Annotated in this window: 14 protein-coding genes, 1 pseudogene and 1 other annotated feature; of the genes and pseudogenes, 8 read left to right on the forward strand and 7 right to left on the reverse strand. The window is 67.6% G+C overall.

Going from position 1 to position 14273, the window contains the following annotated elements; all coding sequences use genetic code 11:
• Positions 1–26: 26 nt before the first annotated feature.
• Positions 27–1487: an MCE family protein gene (locus R2K23_RS20385; protein ID WP_316512129.1), complete on the reverse strand. Its 1461-nt coding sequence runs from the start codon at positions 1485–1487 to the stop codon at positions 27–29.
• A 702-nt stretch (positions 1488–2189) separates the two neighbouring features.
• Between R2K23_RS20385 and R2K23_RS20390 the strand changes: the two genes are divergently transcribed.
• Both R2K23_RS20390 and R2K23_RS20395 read left to right on the forward strand, forming a co-directional pair.
• On the forward strand, positions 2190–3425 hold the full coding sequence (locus R2K23_RS20390; RefSeq protein WP_316512131.1) for an IS256 family transposase: 1236 nt from the start codon (positions 2190–2192) through the stop codon (positions 3423–3425).
• A gap of 208 nt (positions 3426–3633) precedes the next feature.
• Positions 3634–4830 carry an acetyl-CoA C-acetyltransferase gene (locus tag R2K23_RS20395; protein WP_316512133.1) on the forward strand — a complete coding sequence of 399 codons (1197 nt, stop codon included), beginning with the start codon at positions 3634–3636 and terminating at the stop codon, positions 4828–4830.
• A 131-nt stretch (positions 4831–4961) separates the two neighbouring features.
• On the opposite strand, the pseudogene R2K23_RS20400 reads toward R2K23_RS20395, so the two are convergent.
• Positions 4962–5330: pseudogene (locus R2K23_RS20400) on the reverse strand (transposase); the annotation flags it as partial.
• 30 nt (positions 5331–5360) lie between these two features.
• A protein-coding gene (locus R2K23_RS20405; RefSeq protein ID WP_115276734.1) for an IS3 family transposase occupies positions 5361–6622 on the reverse strand; the annotation gives its coding sequence in 2 pieces (ribosomal slippage) (positions 5361–6319 and positions 6319–6622; 1263 coding nt in all).
• Positions 6192–6323: a sequence feature (AL1L pseudoknot), on the reverse strand. Its footprint overlaps the gene before it by 132 nt.
• 68 nt (positions 6623–6690) lie before the next feature.
• Here R2K23_RS20405 and R2K23_RS20410 point away from each other — a divergent pair.
• A complete protein-coding gene (locus tag R2K23_RS20410; protein ID WP_316512136.1) occupies positions 6691–6867 on the forward strand; it encodes a hypothetical protein in 177 nt (58 codons plus the stop codon).
• A gap of 9 nt (positions 6868–6876) precedes the next feature.
• Here R2K23_RS20410 and R2K23_RS20415 read toward each other — a convergent pair whose 3' ends face one another.
• Complete coding sequence (locus tag R2K23_RS20415; RefSeq protein ID WP_316512137.1) at positions 6877–7761, reverse strand: alpha/beta fold hydrolase; 885 nt, start codon at positions 7759–7761, stop codon at positions 6877–6879.
• Positions 7762–7866: 105 nt separating this feature from the next.
• Here R2K23_RS20415 and R2K23_RS20420 point away from each other — a divergent pair, with 105 nt between their 5' ends.
• Entirely contained in the window at positions 7867–9369 is a 1503-nt protein-coding gene (locus R2K23_RS20420) for a molybdopterin-dependent oxidoreductase (protein WP_316517439.1), read from the forward strand.
• 5 nt (positions 9370–9374) lie between these two features.
• Here the strand turns inward: R2K23_RS20420 and R2K23_RS20425 are convergent, their stop codons facing one another.
• Positions 9375–9575 carry a hypothetical protein gene (locus tag R2K23_RS20425; RefSeq protein ID WP_316512140.1) on the reverse strand — a complete coding sequence of 67 codons (201 nt, stop codon included), beginning with the start codon at positions 9573–9575 and terminating at the stop codon, positions 9375–9377.
• 96 nt (positions 9576–9671) lie between these two features.
• Between R2K23_RS20425 and R2K23_RS20430 the strand changes: the two genes are divergently transcribed.
• A complete protein-coding gene (locus tag R2K23_RS20430; RefSeq protein ID WP_316512141.1) occupies positions 9672–9968 on the forward strand; it encodes a hypothetical protein in 297 nt (98 codons plus the stop codon).
• Between the two features lie 13 nt (positions 9969–9981).
• Here R2K23_RS20430 and R2K23_RS20435 read toward each other — a convergent pair whose 3' ends face one another.
• Complete coding sequence (locus R2K23_RS20435) at positions 9982–10521, reverse strand: DUF488 domain-containing protein (protein WP_316512143.1); 540 nt, start codon at positions 10519–10521, stop codon at positions 9982–9984.
• 84 nt (positions 10522–10605) lie between these two features.
• On the opposite strand from R2K23_RS20435, the gene R2K23_RS20440 reads away from it, so the two are divergent.
• The 3 genes from R2K23_RS20440 to R2K23_RS20450 are packed head-to-tail and all read left to right on the forward strand — an operon-like array spanning position 10606 to position 12762.
• A complete protein-coding gene (locus R2K23_RS20440) occupies positions 10606–11157 on the forward strand; it encodes a hypothetical protein (RefSeq protein WP_316512145.1) in 552 nt (183 codons plus the stop codon).
• 19 nt (positions 11158–11176) lie between these two features.
• A complete protein-coding gene (locus R2K23_RS20445; protein ID WP_316512147.1) occupies positions 11177–12109 on the forward strand; it encodes an LLM class F420-dependent oxidoreductase in 933 nt (310 codons plus the stop codon).
• A 26-nt stretch (positions 12110–12135) separates the two neighbouring features.
• Positions 12136–12762 (forward strand): hypothetical protein, encoded by a 627-nt coding sequence (locus R2K23_RS20450; RefSeq protein ID WP_316512149.1) that lies wholly within the window; start codon positions 12136–12138, stop codon positions 12760–12762.
• Here R2K23_RS20450 and R2K23_RS20455 read toward each other — a convergent pair.
• Positions 12756–14249, reverse strand: a complete 1494-nt coding sequence (locus R2K23_RS20455; RefSeq protein WP_316512150.1) for a dynamin-like GTPase family protein — start codon at positions 14247–14249, stop codon at positions 12756–12758. The two genes, R2K23_RS20450 and R2K23_RS20455, sit on opposite strands and share 7 nt — an antisense overlap.
• Positions 14250–14273 lie beyond the last annotated feature (24 nt).

Genomic DNA, 14273 nt, shown 5'->3' on the forward strand with positions numbered 1-14273 from the left:
TCGCATGTCACCATCACCGCCGCGCATCACGGGGTCGGCATCGCAGGTGTCGGCAACGGCGGCGCGGGTGTCGGCTGCTGTTGCATGGGGTTCTCCACCACGAATGGTTCCGATCCAGGGGTCGGACCCTGCTCTCGCGGCGCACCCGGAGGCGGGGCCGGCGGAAGACCGGGATACAAGGGCGTACCGTCGGGGGCGTACAGCGGCGCCCCGAATGGTGCAACTCCCTGAGGCCCGGGAGCCGGCCCACCGAAGTTACGGACACTGGCCGGGTCCGGCGCACCGCGAGTCACCGGGAAGTAGTTGGCGAATCCAGGGAACGCGATGCCAGGATTAGGCCGGACATCCATCCCGGTTCCCCAGCCTGTGTTCGTCACCAGATACTGGACTGGGAACTTCTTCGACACATCCGGCAACGATCCGCACCCAGGCTTGCCGCCCGGACCTCCCTTGGCGCCGACGACCGGCAGATGATCCGGGTATCGGTACTGGTCGTCACCCAACAGCAACGCGACATCCAAGATCGTCGACCTGCCGTCGCGGCCACCGTTGGCGTCCGCCCACCCGTATCCGCCTTGGCTCTGTGGGTCGAGCAGCAGCTTCGCTCCGACAAGTGTGCAGGTCAGCTGAGGGTTGTACTTCATCAGCAGCTGCGTTGTCGGCTCGAGTGAGTTGATGCCCTTGATCAGGTCGCCGCTACTCGACTCGAGCAGACTCGTGCCGCTGATCGAGAGCCCGGAGACGCTGACGAGAAGTCGGTCCAGATCTGAGGCGTGAGCGGCGATGGTGGAGCCCGTCACACTCGCGGCGTCGAGCACTTCGATGATCTCCTGGGCCACTGAGCCGTATGCGTCACTCACGTCCTTGACTGCCCGCCAGTTGCGCCGGAACACCTCGTCGCGGGTATTCAGCTCCGCCAGCACCTGGTTGGCACTCGCGGTCGCATCGCGAATAGCCGAACCCTTACCGCGCAAGCCTTCTGCGACCGCGGAGAGCACCGCGTTGAGCTTGGTCGGCTCGATCCGGCCGAGAAGCTCGGTCAGGTTCTGAAAGACGGTGTTGACCTCGGTGCTGACATTCTGGGACGTCAAGACAGCGCCAGCGGCGAGTCTGGCCGTACTGGGGTCTGGTGGCGGCAAGAGATCCACGAACTTGGCGCCGAATGCCGTCGTAGCCCGTATCCGGGCCTGCACGTTGGCCGGAATGTTCTTGACCTGCTTCGGGTCCAGTTCCAGCGCAAGACTCACCGAGTCTGGTCCCTCGTGAATCTCAGCCACGCGTCCGACGACGACTCCGCGCATCTTCACCTTGCCGCCGGACTCCATGACCAGGCCCGCCCGGTCGGACAACAAGGTGACCGAAAGGTAGGAGCGGAATGTTCCGGCGAACAGTGTGACGGTCAGGATGATCACCAAACCGACGACCGCCAGCAGGCCGAGTCCCCACCAGGCCGGATGATCCCTGCGTCCATCGCCGACCGAGATCATCGCCCGCCCCAGGCAATCCCGCTGGCCTCGCACCGCCCGAGCGGGCAAGTCCCCGCCGATCCGCCTGAGGTGGGGGCGGCCACAGACGTGCACTGACCTGACCGAACCAAGTCAGCAGATGCTGCACAACAGCGTCCTTCACCCACTCCAACCACCCTCACACCTCGACTTGAGCGTCCAGCGATTGGCGAATATTACGATACATCTTTATGCGATTACAAGGATCTGACTGACAACCACCGACTCCGCGCGCACAGGCGGGCTCGACCAGGCAGCAGGCCGGCTCCCAACCGCGGGTTCGACACCGCCCCGTTGCCGTCGAACACTCACGACGAAGACTCCCGTGCGCGGACAGTCGGAATTCCAGCCGAAATGCCGCCGAGGGGAAGCAGGGACCACAGGGCGGCTCATCACCTGGCAATCGAAAGGATTGGACATGCTTCCGCCAGGTAGAGGTGGCAGTCCATCACCCCGTCTGGAGCACCCAACGGGCCAGGATTCAGTTGCGCACACCGAACTCCCGCGCTCGCGGCAGACATGTAGCGCCCCGCCGTAGACCCGGCTTACGGTTGCGTCCAGCAGAGTGGTGTACGAGTCCGGTCCTGATCAGCGGTACCGGCGTGTCGTAGCCGACTGATTGAAGGTCATCGCGTGATTCTTCGAGAGACCGACCAAAGTCACTCGAGCAAAGGAACCAACGCGATGACCACCGCCCACAATATCGACCTGCCCAGCGTGCTCGCCGAACGACTCACCACCACCCACCCCGACGTGCTGCGCGAACTGCTCGCCACGTTCATCCACACCCTGATGGGAGCGGAAGCCGACGCCCTGTGCGACGCCGGCTACGGGGAACGCAGCACCGAGCGCACCAACTCCCGCAACGGTTACCGTCACCGCCAATTCGACACCCGCGCAGGCACATTGGACTTGGCAATCCCCAAGCTGCGCCAGGGGTCGTATTTCCCGGACTGGCTGCTGGAGCGCCGTAAACGCGCTGAGCGGGCGTTGACCACAGTGGTGGCCACCTGCTACCTGCTCGGGGTGTCGACGCGTCGGATGGACAAGCTCGTCGAAACCCTCGGCATCACCAGCCTGTCGAAGTCGCAGGTCAGCGTGATGGCCAAGGAACTCGACGCCGCCGTCGAAGCGTTCCGCACCCGGCCACTGGACGCCGGGCCGTACACCTTCGTCGCGGCCGATGCGCTGGTGCTCAAGGTCCGCGAGCAGGGCCGTGTCGTGAATGTGCACGCCCTGATCGCCACCGGGGTCAACGCCGAGGGATACCGCGAGATCCTGGGCATCGATGTGTCCACGGCCGAGGACGGCGCGGGCTGGTTGACGTTCTGGCGGTCGCTGACCGCGCGTGGGTTGTCCGGGGTCAAGCTAGTCACCTCCGACGCGCATGCCGGGCTGGTGGCCGCGATCGGTGCCACGCTGCCCGGAGCGGCCTGGCAGCGCTGCAGAACGCATTACACGACCAACCTGATGAGCATCACCCCGAAGGCGTCATGGCCGTGGGTACGAACCCTGTTGCATTCAGTGTTCGACCAACCAGACACTGAATCCGTTGAAGCGCAATATGATCGGATCATCGATGCCTTGGCCGACAAGCTACCCAAGGTGGCCGATCACCTCGAAGCGGCCCGGCCGGACCTGTTGGCGTTCACCACGTTCCCCAAGCAGATCTGGCGCCAAATCTGGAGCAACAATCCCCAAGAAAGGCTCAATAAAGAGATCCGCCGCCGCACCGACGTCGTCGGCATCTTCCCCGACCGCAACGCTCTAATCCGCCTCGTCGGCGCCGTGCTGGCCGAACAACACGACGAATGGGCTGAATCCCGGCGGTACCTCGGCCTCGACGTCCTCAGCAAATCACGCGCCGTCAACGACACCCCGACCGAACAGGAGGCCAACCCCGCGGCACTGACCGCCTGAACCATCACCTCGAAGAATCACACGACGACGTCCTACACCACGTCCCTGGACTTGACCCGGCTTACACGCCCTTGGGCCCATCTTGCAGCAGTCAACGCAGGGTCCAAGGGAGTCGTCCCGCGGCGCAATATTTCGCTATATGATAGCGTTATTTGACGAGTTCAAAGGAATTCTGCGATCTCCCCACTGAACGAAGGGATCCTGGCTCGTGAAGCGCGCCGCTGTTGTAGCTCCTGTCCGTACGCCGATCGGCGCGTTCGGTGGTGCGCTACGCAGTCTGACCGCCGCGCGTCTCGCGTCGGCGTCCATCAAAGGGGTGGTGGAGCGTTCAGGGATCGACGCCGAGCTGATCGACGATGTGGTGTTCGCACAGTCCTACGCCAATTCTGAAGCCCCCTGCATCGGGCGATGGGCTGCGTTGGACGCCGGCCTGCCGATCCACGTTCCGGGCATGCAGCTTGACCGGCGGTGCGGCAGTGGACTACAGGCGGTGCTCACCGCGGCCATGATGGTTCAGACCGGCGCGGCGGATGTGGTCATCGCCGGGGGCGTCGAGAGCATGAGCAACATCGAACACTATTCCTGCGATGTGCGGTGGGGTTCACGCTCGGCCTCGGTGACCCTGCATGACAGGCTGAGCCGTGGACGTGAGATGTCACAACCCGAATGGCGATTCGGATCCATCTCAAGCATGGTCGAGACTGCCGAGAACCTCGCTCAACAGTACGGGTTAACCCGACAGGAGGCTGACGAGTTCGCGGTCCGCAGCCACAGATTGGCCTTCGAGTCCGCCAGCCGCGGCGCCTTCGACGACGAGGTGGTCCCCGTTGTTGTCCCACAGCGCAGAGGTGAACCGCTCACCGTGTCGAAAGATGAAGGTATCCGGGGGGATACGACCTTGGACAGACTCGCGGCTTTGCGGACGGTGGTTCCCGGAGGCACGGTCACTGCAGGGAACGCCAGCCAACAGAATGACGCAGCCGCCGCCTGTTTGATCGTCGCCGAAGATCGGCTCGATGAGCTCGGACTCGATCCCATGGGTTACCTTGTGGATTGGGCGGCCGTGGGATGCGATCCGGCCACCATGGGCCTGGGTCCGGTCGGTGCCGTTAAGAAACTGTTCAAGCGCACAGCGCTCTCCTTCGATGACATGGCGCGAGTCGAGATCAACGAAGCCTTCGCCGTGCAGGTTCTTGCCGTTCTTGCAGAGTGGGATTGGCGTGACGACAAAAAGCTCAACGTCAATGGATCCGGTATCTCGTTGGGACACCCGATCGGTGCGACTGGGGTACGCATCCTGACAACGATGTTGCACGATCTGCGCCGGTCGGGTGGTGGCCTAGGACTGGAAACGATGTGCATAGGCGGAGGCCAGGGTCTTGCAGCGATCTTCGAGTCCGCGTAGCACCTCATCAGCAATGATCGGCGATTCAAGGTGATACCGAAACCCTCGGGAGCTTCTTTCGCCCTTCGGTGACGTCCCGTGGAGTGGTGTAAGAGCGGTCGCGTGTTCGCGTGAGGCTCTGCCGGTTCTCACTATGCCGTGAGAGCGGCTGTGGGAGCAACGGTTTGGGTGTCTTGCTCGCCGGTGTCGAGCAGGGCGAGGCTGGTTTCGGAGAGGTAGCGTTTGTCGGCGACCTGCCATTCGTCGTGGGCTTCGACGAGCACGGAGCCGGCTAGGCGCAGCAGCGCGGCGGGGTTGGGGAACACTCCGACGACGTCGGTGCGGCGCTTGATCTCCTTGTTCAACCGCTCCAAGGGATTGGTGGACCAGATCTTCTTCCAGTGCGCGGCGGGGAAGTCGGCGGAGGCGGTGATGTCCTCGGCGGCCTCGCGCAGCATGGTCTCGACCTTGGGGAACTGGCGGCCGAGCATGCCGGCGATGGTGTCGAGTTGTTCGCGTATGAAGCGCCCTGGGTTTCCCGGAGGCTCGGGCTATTGGATTCCGATCAAGGGTTGGTCGGTCCGGTATGCATCGTAGAACGCGGCTTCGAACTCCGTGGGTGGGATGTCGCCGAGGTAGCTGTGCAGGCGGCTGGTGTTGTGCCAGTGGACCCAACTGAGGGTGGCGAGTTCTACGTCCTCGACGGTCTTCCACGGTCCGCTTCGAGCCGGCCCGTAGATCAGCTCGGCCTTGTAGTAACCGTTGACTGTCTCCGCGAGAGCGTTATCGAAACTATCTCCAACGGTCCCAATTGACGGGACTGCGCCGATCTCAGCGAGCCGCTCGCCGTAGCGAATGGACGTGAATTGCGACCCGGCATCTGAGTGACATATCAAGTCCTGCAATGTAGTTCCGCGTGACCAACGCGCCATCTCCAACGCGTCGAGAACCATCGAGGTCCGCATGTGCGAAGCCACCCGCCACCCCACGATCATCCGCGAGTGTGCGTCAATGATGAAGCACACGTAGGCCACCCCGGCCCAGGTCGGCACGAATGTCAGGTCGGTCACCCAGAGCTGGTTCGGGGCAGCCGCGGCGAAGTTGCGGTGCACCAAGTCCGGGTGCCGCGCCGCGGCTGGGTCAGCTTTGGTGGTCCGCACCCGTTTGCCGCGCCGGACCCCCTCAATGCCTGCGGCCCGCATCAGCCGGGCCACCTGATCGCGACCGACGTCATGACCATCGCGACGAGCCGTTTTCCAGAGTTTGCGGGCCCCATAGACGCAGTAGTTGTCTTTCCAGAGCTGGCACAACGCCGGCCCGAGGACGGCGTCGCGCAGGGCCCGCGCCGATGGGACCCGGGCTTTGGCGTCGTAGTAGGTGCTCAGTGCCACCTGCAAGCCTGCGCTGCGCAGGACCGTGCAGATGGGCTCGACCCCGAACTCCCCGCGATTGTCGTCGATGAAATCGACTATTTCTTGTGTTGGCGGTCGAGCTCCGCCCCGAAGAAACTTGCCGCTCGCTTCAGAATCTCGTTGGCACGCTTGAGTTCTCGGATCTCCTGTTCGAGTTCCTTCACCTTCTTCGACTCCGAGGTCGTCACCCCAGGAGCCAGGCCTTCGTCGATGTCGACCTGACGGACCCAGGTGCGCACCGATTCCACTCCGTAGCCGAGCTGGCGAGCGACCCGCTGCACTGTGCCCTGCTCGGTGCCCAGCTCCGCGCGCAAGGTGCGGACCATCCGCACCGCGGCGGCCTTCTCCTCGGCACTGTATCGACGTGTCGTCGGCTTCCCGGGCGACTGTTCCTTCGGCATACCTGCATCCTCGTTTCCAAGGTCAGGAGCCTCCGGGATTTCCAGGGCGTTTCACACCGGCGCGGCGGATGTCGGACACCATCCAGGACCTGTGGCTGGATTTCATCCGCGGGGCAGCGCCCTGGGCACGCTACGACGGCGCCGGTGGAGCCACCATGTTGCTCGGCCCCGAGACGCGGATCGCCCATGATCACCGCGCCGAACAGTTGGCGATCTGGGAGAACCGCTATCCCGCCTACGGGTGAGGCGGGCCGCTACCCCGACTCGTCGAGCACCTCGGCCAGGAACTCGCGGACCAGGGCGGTGAACTCCTCGGGCTGGTCGTAGGTGACGATGTGGCCGGCGTCGGGGATGGTCATGAACCGCGAACCCGGGGTTGCCCCATGGGCGGCGCGTAGTTCCGCCTCGCCGACCAGCGGGTCGTCGGCGCCGCGCACCCACAGCGTCGGAACCCGCAACCGGTGCAGCCGGGGCGTGTAGTCCAGGCGCATCGCCCGCGGCCCGTACGCGCAGATCTGCCAGTCGTCCAGCGCCTTCTCCCCGTGCCGGTGCTTCGCCCGGGCCTCGGCGACGGCACCGGCGACGATGCGCTCGAACCCCACGGTGTCGGGTCCGGCGGTCAGGTTGGCCGCCATCGACGACCGCACGTAGCCGGGGAATCGAGCCAGCATCCAGCTGGTCAGCCGCAGGACACCGGGGGTGCGCAGGGTCGCCCAGGTGAGGAATTGATACGGCCGCTTCGCACCGATGCCCCCGGGGCCGACCGGCACCAGCGCGCTGACCCGCTCGGGGTGCGCCAGCGCGAACCCGACGGCCACTCCACCGCCCATCGACAGCCCGATCAACGCCGCTCTGGGCAGTTCCAGCGCGTCGAGGAGCTCGAGCAGAAAGCGGTCGAAGAAGGCGGCGTCCAGCACCCCGCGCCAGGGCCGGCTGCCCCCGTGCCGGGGCAGGTCGATGACGTGGACGCGATGGTCGGGGCTGAGCCGGTCCACGATGTCGTGCCATACCCCGGGGCCGGTGTCGAGCATGGCGCCGTGCAGCAGGAGCAGCGCCGGCCCGGTGTCGCCCGCGCGGTAGAGCCGCACCGGGCCGCCGCAGACGGTCAGGTCCGTGTGTTCGTCGAAGGCGGTACCCATCGATAGCCAAGTTACGCAAGCGCGGCGACACCACGTCGTGGCGGCCGCGGACGGTCTAGCTTGGTGGCAGTGACCGCCCCCCATCCCGCTGAATCGAACCTGCCGATGCTCGGCGGGATCGCCGCTGCGGCGGTGTCGCTGGGTGCGGCCCAACTGACGGCGATTCCGTTGGGGGCGCAGGCCGATCCCCGCACCGCGGTGGGCGCGGCCGCCGTCGATCTGACCCCCGACCCGATCCGGGACTGGCTGCTGCAGACCCTCGGCAGCGGGGGCAAGCTCTTCTTGACGGTCGCGGTGCTCGTGGTGATCGCCGCACTGGGCGCCGTCGCCGGCTCACTGGAGACCCGGCGTCGCCCGGTGGGCAGCTTGCTCGTCGTCGCCGCGGGCGCGCTCGGCGCCGGGGCGGTGCTCTCGCGCCCGGGCACAACGGCTTTGGATGGCATACCGGCCGCCGTGGGCGTGCTCTGTGGTGTGCTGGCACTGCGATTCCTGGTGCGGCGGTACTGGCCCGAGCCCGAAAGCCAAGAGCCGGATACCGGCCGACGGGCCACCCTGATCACCCTGGGCCTGCTCGCGGCGGGAGCGGCCACCGGCGTGGTGGGTCATGTCCTCGCCCGGTTGGCGCATTCGGTGGCCGGCGACCGCAGCGCCTTTGCGGTCCCACCCCCGGCCACCCCGGCCCCGCCGATACCGCCGGAGGTGACGCCGCCGGGCGTGGCGTTACCACGCTTCGTCACCCCCACCGCGGAGTTCTTCCGGGTGGACACCGCCCTGGCCGTGCCCCAACTGGCCCGAGCGGATTGGCGGCTGCGGATCCACGGCATGGTCGATCGCGAGGTGGTCTACGATTTCGACGCTCTGTCCGCCTTCGACGTCGCCGAGACCGTCGCGACGCTGACCTGCGTGTCGAACCCCGTTGGCGGGGACCTGATCTCGACCGGAATCTGGACCGGTTACCGCCTGGCCGACCTGCTGGCCGCCGTCGGCGTCGCGTCCGACGCGGACATGGTGCTGTCCACCTCGAGCGACGGATTCACCGCGGGCACACCGCTCGAGGCCATGATCGACAACCCCGACGCGCTGTTGGCGGTCGGCCTCGGCGGCGAGCCCCTGCCGCTGGAGCACGGCTATCCGGCGCGACTGGTGGTGCCCGGCCTCTATGGCTACGTGTCGGCCACCAAATGGGTGGTGGACCTCGAGGTGACGCGGTTCGACCGGGCTCAGGCGTACTGGACCCGGCAGGGCTGGGCACCGCGCGCACCCGTCAAGACCCAATCGCGCGTCGACGTGCCGCGCGCGGGCCAGCAGGTGCCCGTCGGGCCGGTCACGTTCGGCGGCGTCGCCTGGGCGCAGGACCGGGGCGTGCGGGCCGTGGAGGTCAAGGTCGACGACGGGCCTTGGCACCCAGCCCAACTCGGCGCCGCCTATTCGAACCAGACCTGGCGGCTGTGGAGCTTTCCCTGGCGCGCAGACCGGCCGGGGACCCACACCGTCACGGTGCGTGCCACCGACAACACCGGCGCGGCGCAGACCGCGGACCGGGCCGGGACCGTGCCCGACGGTGCAACCGGTTGGCACACGGTGGATTTCACCGTGACCGCGGGGTGAATCCGCTACCTGCGGGAGAGCTTGCGCCAACTCGCCACGGCGACAACCACTCCGATCACCGCGGTGATCGGGCCGATGATCGACCAGGTGGTGGTGTTGCTCATCGGGCTGCCCTGGAGCACACCGAAACCCTGCAGGGCCCAGATGGCGCCGAAGAGCGCGACGATGACGCCGAGGGCCAGGGTGCCGACGAAAACCGGTCTCATGGGCGCGATGATACGGACGCACCCGGGCGCCGTCTGGGGCTTCGGCAGGTCGCTAAAGTATTGGCCACGCAATCACCGATCACCGGGAGGGAAACCGTGAGGAAGTCATTGCAGCGGGCCGCCGTCGTCGCGGCCGCCGCGTTCGCCCCGCTGGCCTTCACCACCGTCGTGACGCCGGCCATCGGTTCTGCCGACTGCGCGGGCGGGCAGTGGTGGAATCCCGTCACCAACCGGTGCGAGGCGCCGCTGGTCCCGAACTGCGAGAACGGCTGGTGGGACCCGGCCGCCAACACCTGCCGCCCGCCCGTGTCCACCACCCCGCTGGCGTGTGACAACGGCTGGTGGTGGGACCCGGTGGCCAACGTGTGCCGGGCGCCGCTGCTGCCGAACTAGGACCTGCCGCGGTTCAGGTTTCATCCTCGGGCGGGTAGGTGATCCGGCTGCCCTCGACGCGGGCGAAGGAGGTCAGCTCGTGCATCCGGGAGCTGGTCTTGGACAGGATCTCGACCACCGGCACGCCGCGCACCGACAGCGCGTCGGCCACCAGTGACCGGTGGCAGCGCCACGGCACCGCCTCGGCGCACATGATCGCCGTGCGTCCGGCCACCGCCCCGGCGATGAGTTCTTCGACGGCCCGGGCGAATTCGGGCGTCTGCATGTAGTCGGCGTAGCCGCGGAAGCTCTTGTTGCGCCAGGCGCTGTTGGGCGAGTCCTTGCGGGCATGCCGCAACCCGCCGAGGGCGGGCATGGGCACGTACTCGAGGCCGGCCGCGGGCAGGGTCTGCGCCAACTCGTCGGCGTTGAACTGGGGATTGTGCCGGGACCGCGGAATGGTCCGGATGTCGGCCAGGCGGCGGATCTCGTAGCTGTTCAGCAACCCGATGAACTCGTCCGGGGCCAACGTCGAGTGCCCGACGGTGAAGATGGTGTCCGTGGTCCAGCCCATGCCGCAGGGTATCCGCGGCTACGGCTTCGTAACCATCATTAGCCACAGGTTTAACTCCTGCACCAGCCCGGGTACCGTGAGGCCATGCTCTCCAGGCTGGCGATGGCCGGCACCGCGCTGCTGGCCACGTTTGCGTTGGTCAGTTGCAGCAACGTCACCGACGGCGAACCGGCGTGCCCTGGCTGCGGCACCCACGCCGAGCCGGAATTCCCCACCACCCGCCCCCCGGTGACGCCGCCGACGACGACGACGCCACAACCCGGCCCCACCGCGACGGCCGCCCCGCCGTCCGGCGCCGAGACCCTGCCCGCCAACGAGCAGGGCTACGTCTTCGTCCAGACCAAATCCGGCAAGACCCGCTGCCAGCTCAACACCGAGGCCGTGGGCTGCGAATCGCAGTTCGAGAACTCCCCCGACGTCGACGGCCATCCCGCCAACGGCGTCAACGTCACCTCGGACGGTTCGGTGCGCTGGATCCTGGGCAACCTGGGCAACATCCCGGCCGTCACGCTCGACTACCGCGATTACACCGCGCAGGGTTGGGACATCGCCGCCAGCGCGGAGGGCACCCGTTTCACCAACCGGTCCACCGGCCACGGCATGTTCGTCGCGGTGGAAGGTGTCGAGACCTTCTGACCCACCTACGCTGGACAGCATGGATTTCCGCGTATTCGTCGAACCTCAGCAGGGCGCCAGCTACTCCGATCAGCTCGCCGTCGCCAAAGCCGCAGAGTCGCTGGGATATTCGGCGTTCTTCCGGTCCGACCACTACCTGGCGATGAGCGGCGACGGGCTGCCCGGACCCACCGATTCCTGGGTCACGCTGGCCGGGCTGGCGCGCGAGACCAGCACCATCCGGCTGGGCACCATGGTGAGTTCGGCCACCTTCCGCCACCCCGGACCGTTGGCCATCTCGGTGGCCCAGGTCGACGACATGAGCGCCGGGCGCATCGAGCTGGGCCTGGGCACCGGCTGGTTCGAGGCCGAGCACACCGCCTACGGAATCCCGTTCCCGTCCCTGCGCGAACGCTTCGACCGCCTCGCCGAGCAGCTCGACATCGTCACCGGGCTGTGGGCCACCCCGACCGGCGAGACGTTCGACTACGCCGGCACCCACTACACCGTCGCGGACTCGCCGGCGCTGCCCAAGCCGGTGCAGGCCCCGCACCCGCCGATCATCATCGGCGGCAAGGGCGCCAAGCGCACCCCCGCGCTGGCGGCCGAACACGCCGCGGAGTTCAACGTGCCGTTCGATTCGCTGGAGGTCATCAAGACCCAGTACGGCCGGGTCGCCGAGGCGGTCGCCGCCGCCGGACGCGACGCGGACTCCATGACCTACTCCGCGTGCTTCGTGGTGGCCGCCGGCCGCGACGACGCCGAGGTGGCCCGCCGGGCCGACGCCATCGGCCGTGAGCTCGACGAACTGCGCACCAACACCCCGTTGGTCGGCACCCCCGATGAGATCGTCGACCGGCTCGGTCCGTTCGCCGAGGCGGGGGTGACGCGGGTCTACCTGCAGGTGCTCGATCTGGCCGACCTCGATCATCTGGAACTGTTTGCCGAAGGTGTCGTCGCGCAGCTGCGCTGAGGCAGCGCGCGTTACTATCGGAGCCCGTGGCCCGCAACGACAATCCTGACGAGTTTTACAGCGACCCCACCCAGGCCGCCAACTACGGCGGCGGCAGCGGCGGCCAGGCCTACAGCGAGGTGCCGCCCGAGCAGACTGCCGGTTACGGCTATCCGGCCGATTACCAGACCGGATACGGGACCGAGTACCAGACCGGATACGCCGCGGCGCCCGAGCCGCCGACACCGTGGTACCGCAAGCCCGCGGCACTGGTCGCCCTCGGCGCGGCGACCGCGCTGATCCTGGCGCTGGTCATCTACGCCATCGTGCAGCTCGCGGGCGGGTCGTCGACCCCGACCGGGGAGACCACCACGACCACCACGACCACCACCGAGGCGCCGACCGAAACCGGCGGCACGCAGGTTCCCGCGCCGGTCGAGACCCAGACCGTCACCGAGACGCCGACCACCACGGCCGCACCGCCGCCGGAGGAGACCACCACCGAGGCGCCGACGGAGACCACCACCACCGAGCCGCCGACGGAGACCACGACCACCACCACGGAGGCGCCACCCACCGAGACGGTCACCGAGACCGAGACGGTGCGGCCCACCTGGACCCGCCCCACCCTGCCGACGCTGTTCCCGCGCCCGGGCGGCGGCGAGGGTCAGTAGCCGCGCGCGGCGAACATGGCCACCAGCGCCTCGGCGCTGCGCACGGCCGCCCGGCAGGCACGGGTGGTGAACGGGTCGTTGAGCGGATGCTCGGCCCGGCGGCGCCACCGCTGGGCCGCCGCGAACGCCGCCCGCGGCCCGTCGTAGGGCTCCTCGGGGGTCAGCCCCAGGCGACTGGCGGCGTCGGTGCCCGAACCGCCGATGATCCGGCGCAGCGACACGATCTCGTCGTCGTTCAAAGTGGTTGGCCGCGAACGTAGTTGGCTCAGCAGCCGTAGTTCCTCGAAGGCGTGCGTGTCGGCCAGCAGCGGATCGATGTCGGCGATGATGTACGGCGTCGCCCGGATCGGGTGCACCTCGACGAATCGGCGCAACGCCAGCATCGCGGTGTGCGCCTTGAGCTGTTCGGAGCGCTGCGCGAACTGCTGATCGATGACGTCCCGCAGCGCCACCAGGCCGCTGCGCTCGAGCAGTTCGTCGGCCAGGCCCACCGAATCGGTGACACCGGAACGCAACACCGCGATCGAGATCCGGATGCCGAACATCCCGAACCGGTCCAGCAGGGCCGCCCTGGTCGCGGCGTCGACGGGCAGCGAGTCGTCCTCCCGCACAAAGCGATCGACGCTGAGCATGGCCTTGTTCAGCTCCGCGGCGTCGGTGCCGGCGAGCTTCTCCAGCGCCACGAACTCGCTCTGGCGCAGGGTTCGCGCGGTCAACGCCAGCAGCCCGGACACCGGCACGACGGCCTGACAGATGCCCGTCTTGTCCATCTCGCGGGTGAACCGCTGCGCGACGTCCTTCGCCGAGAGCATCGCGTCGATCCGGCCGGCGCCGATCTCGTCGGCCCGCGAGGCCACCCCGATCACCCCGAGCGCGCCCGCCGCGCCGCCGACCAACTCGCCGATCTGCTTGAGCAGCGCGATGTCCGCGGCGTTGAGGGTCCGCAGCAGGAACACCACCGCGTCGACGCGCGGCACGCCGTCCTCGGGCACCAGCAGCCGCAGCGTCCGCTCGGAGACGTCGCGGGACAGCGACGACGTCCCCGGCGTGTCGATGATGGTGGTGTCGATCAGTTCGGTGGCGGGCCACTCCACGTCCAGGCCGGCGACCTCGGCGGGGTCGAGGGCGGCGAGGTCGAACGTCAGGCCGCCGTCCTCGGCGTCCCTGCTGATCGGGACATTGGCGCGGCGGCCGCCGTAGTAGTTGGCGGTGACCTTCGGGGTGGGGCCGTGCCGGAACCACGTGACGATCCGGGTGGCCTCGGTGGCATCCGTGGGGGCGATGTTCTCCCCGACCAGCGCGTTCACCAACGTCGACTTGCCCGCCTTGAGCGTTCCGGCCAGGGCGATGCGGATCGGCTGGTTGAGCTGCCAGCCGATCCGGTTGAGCTCGTTGAACACGTCCGGGCGCTGCCGATAGGCGGGTTCGCCCTGGTAGGCGCGGATTGTGCCGCCCAAGATCGCGCGCACCTGATCGCTCGTGCTCATCGGGTCATTGAGTTTACGGGCCGC

This window comes from Mycolicibacterium sp. MU0050 (assembly GCF_963378085.1).
GTDB lineage: Bacteria > Actinomycetota > Actinomycetes > Mycobacteriales > Mycobacteriaceae > Mycobacterium > Mycobacterium wendilense.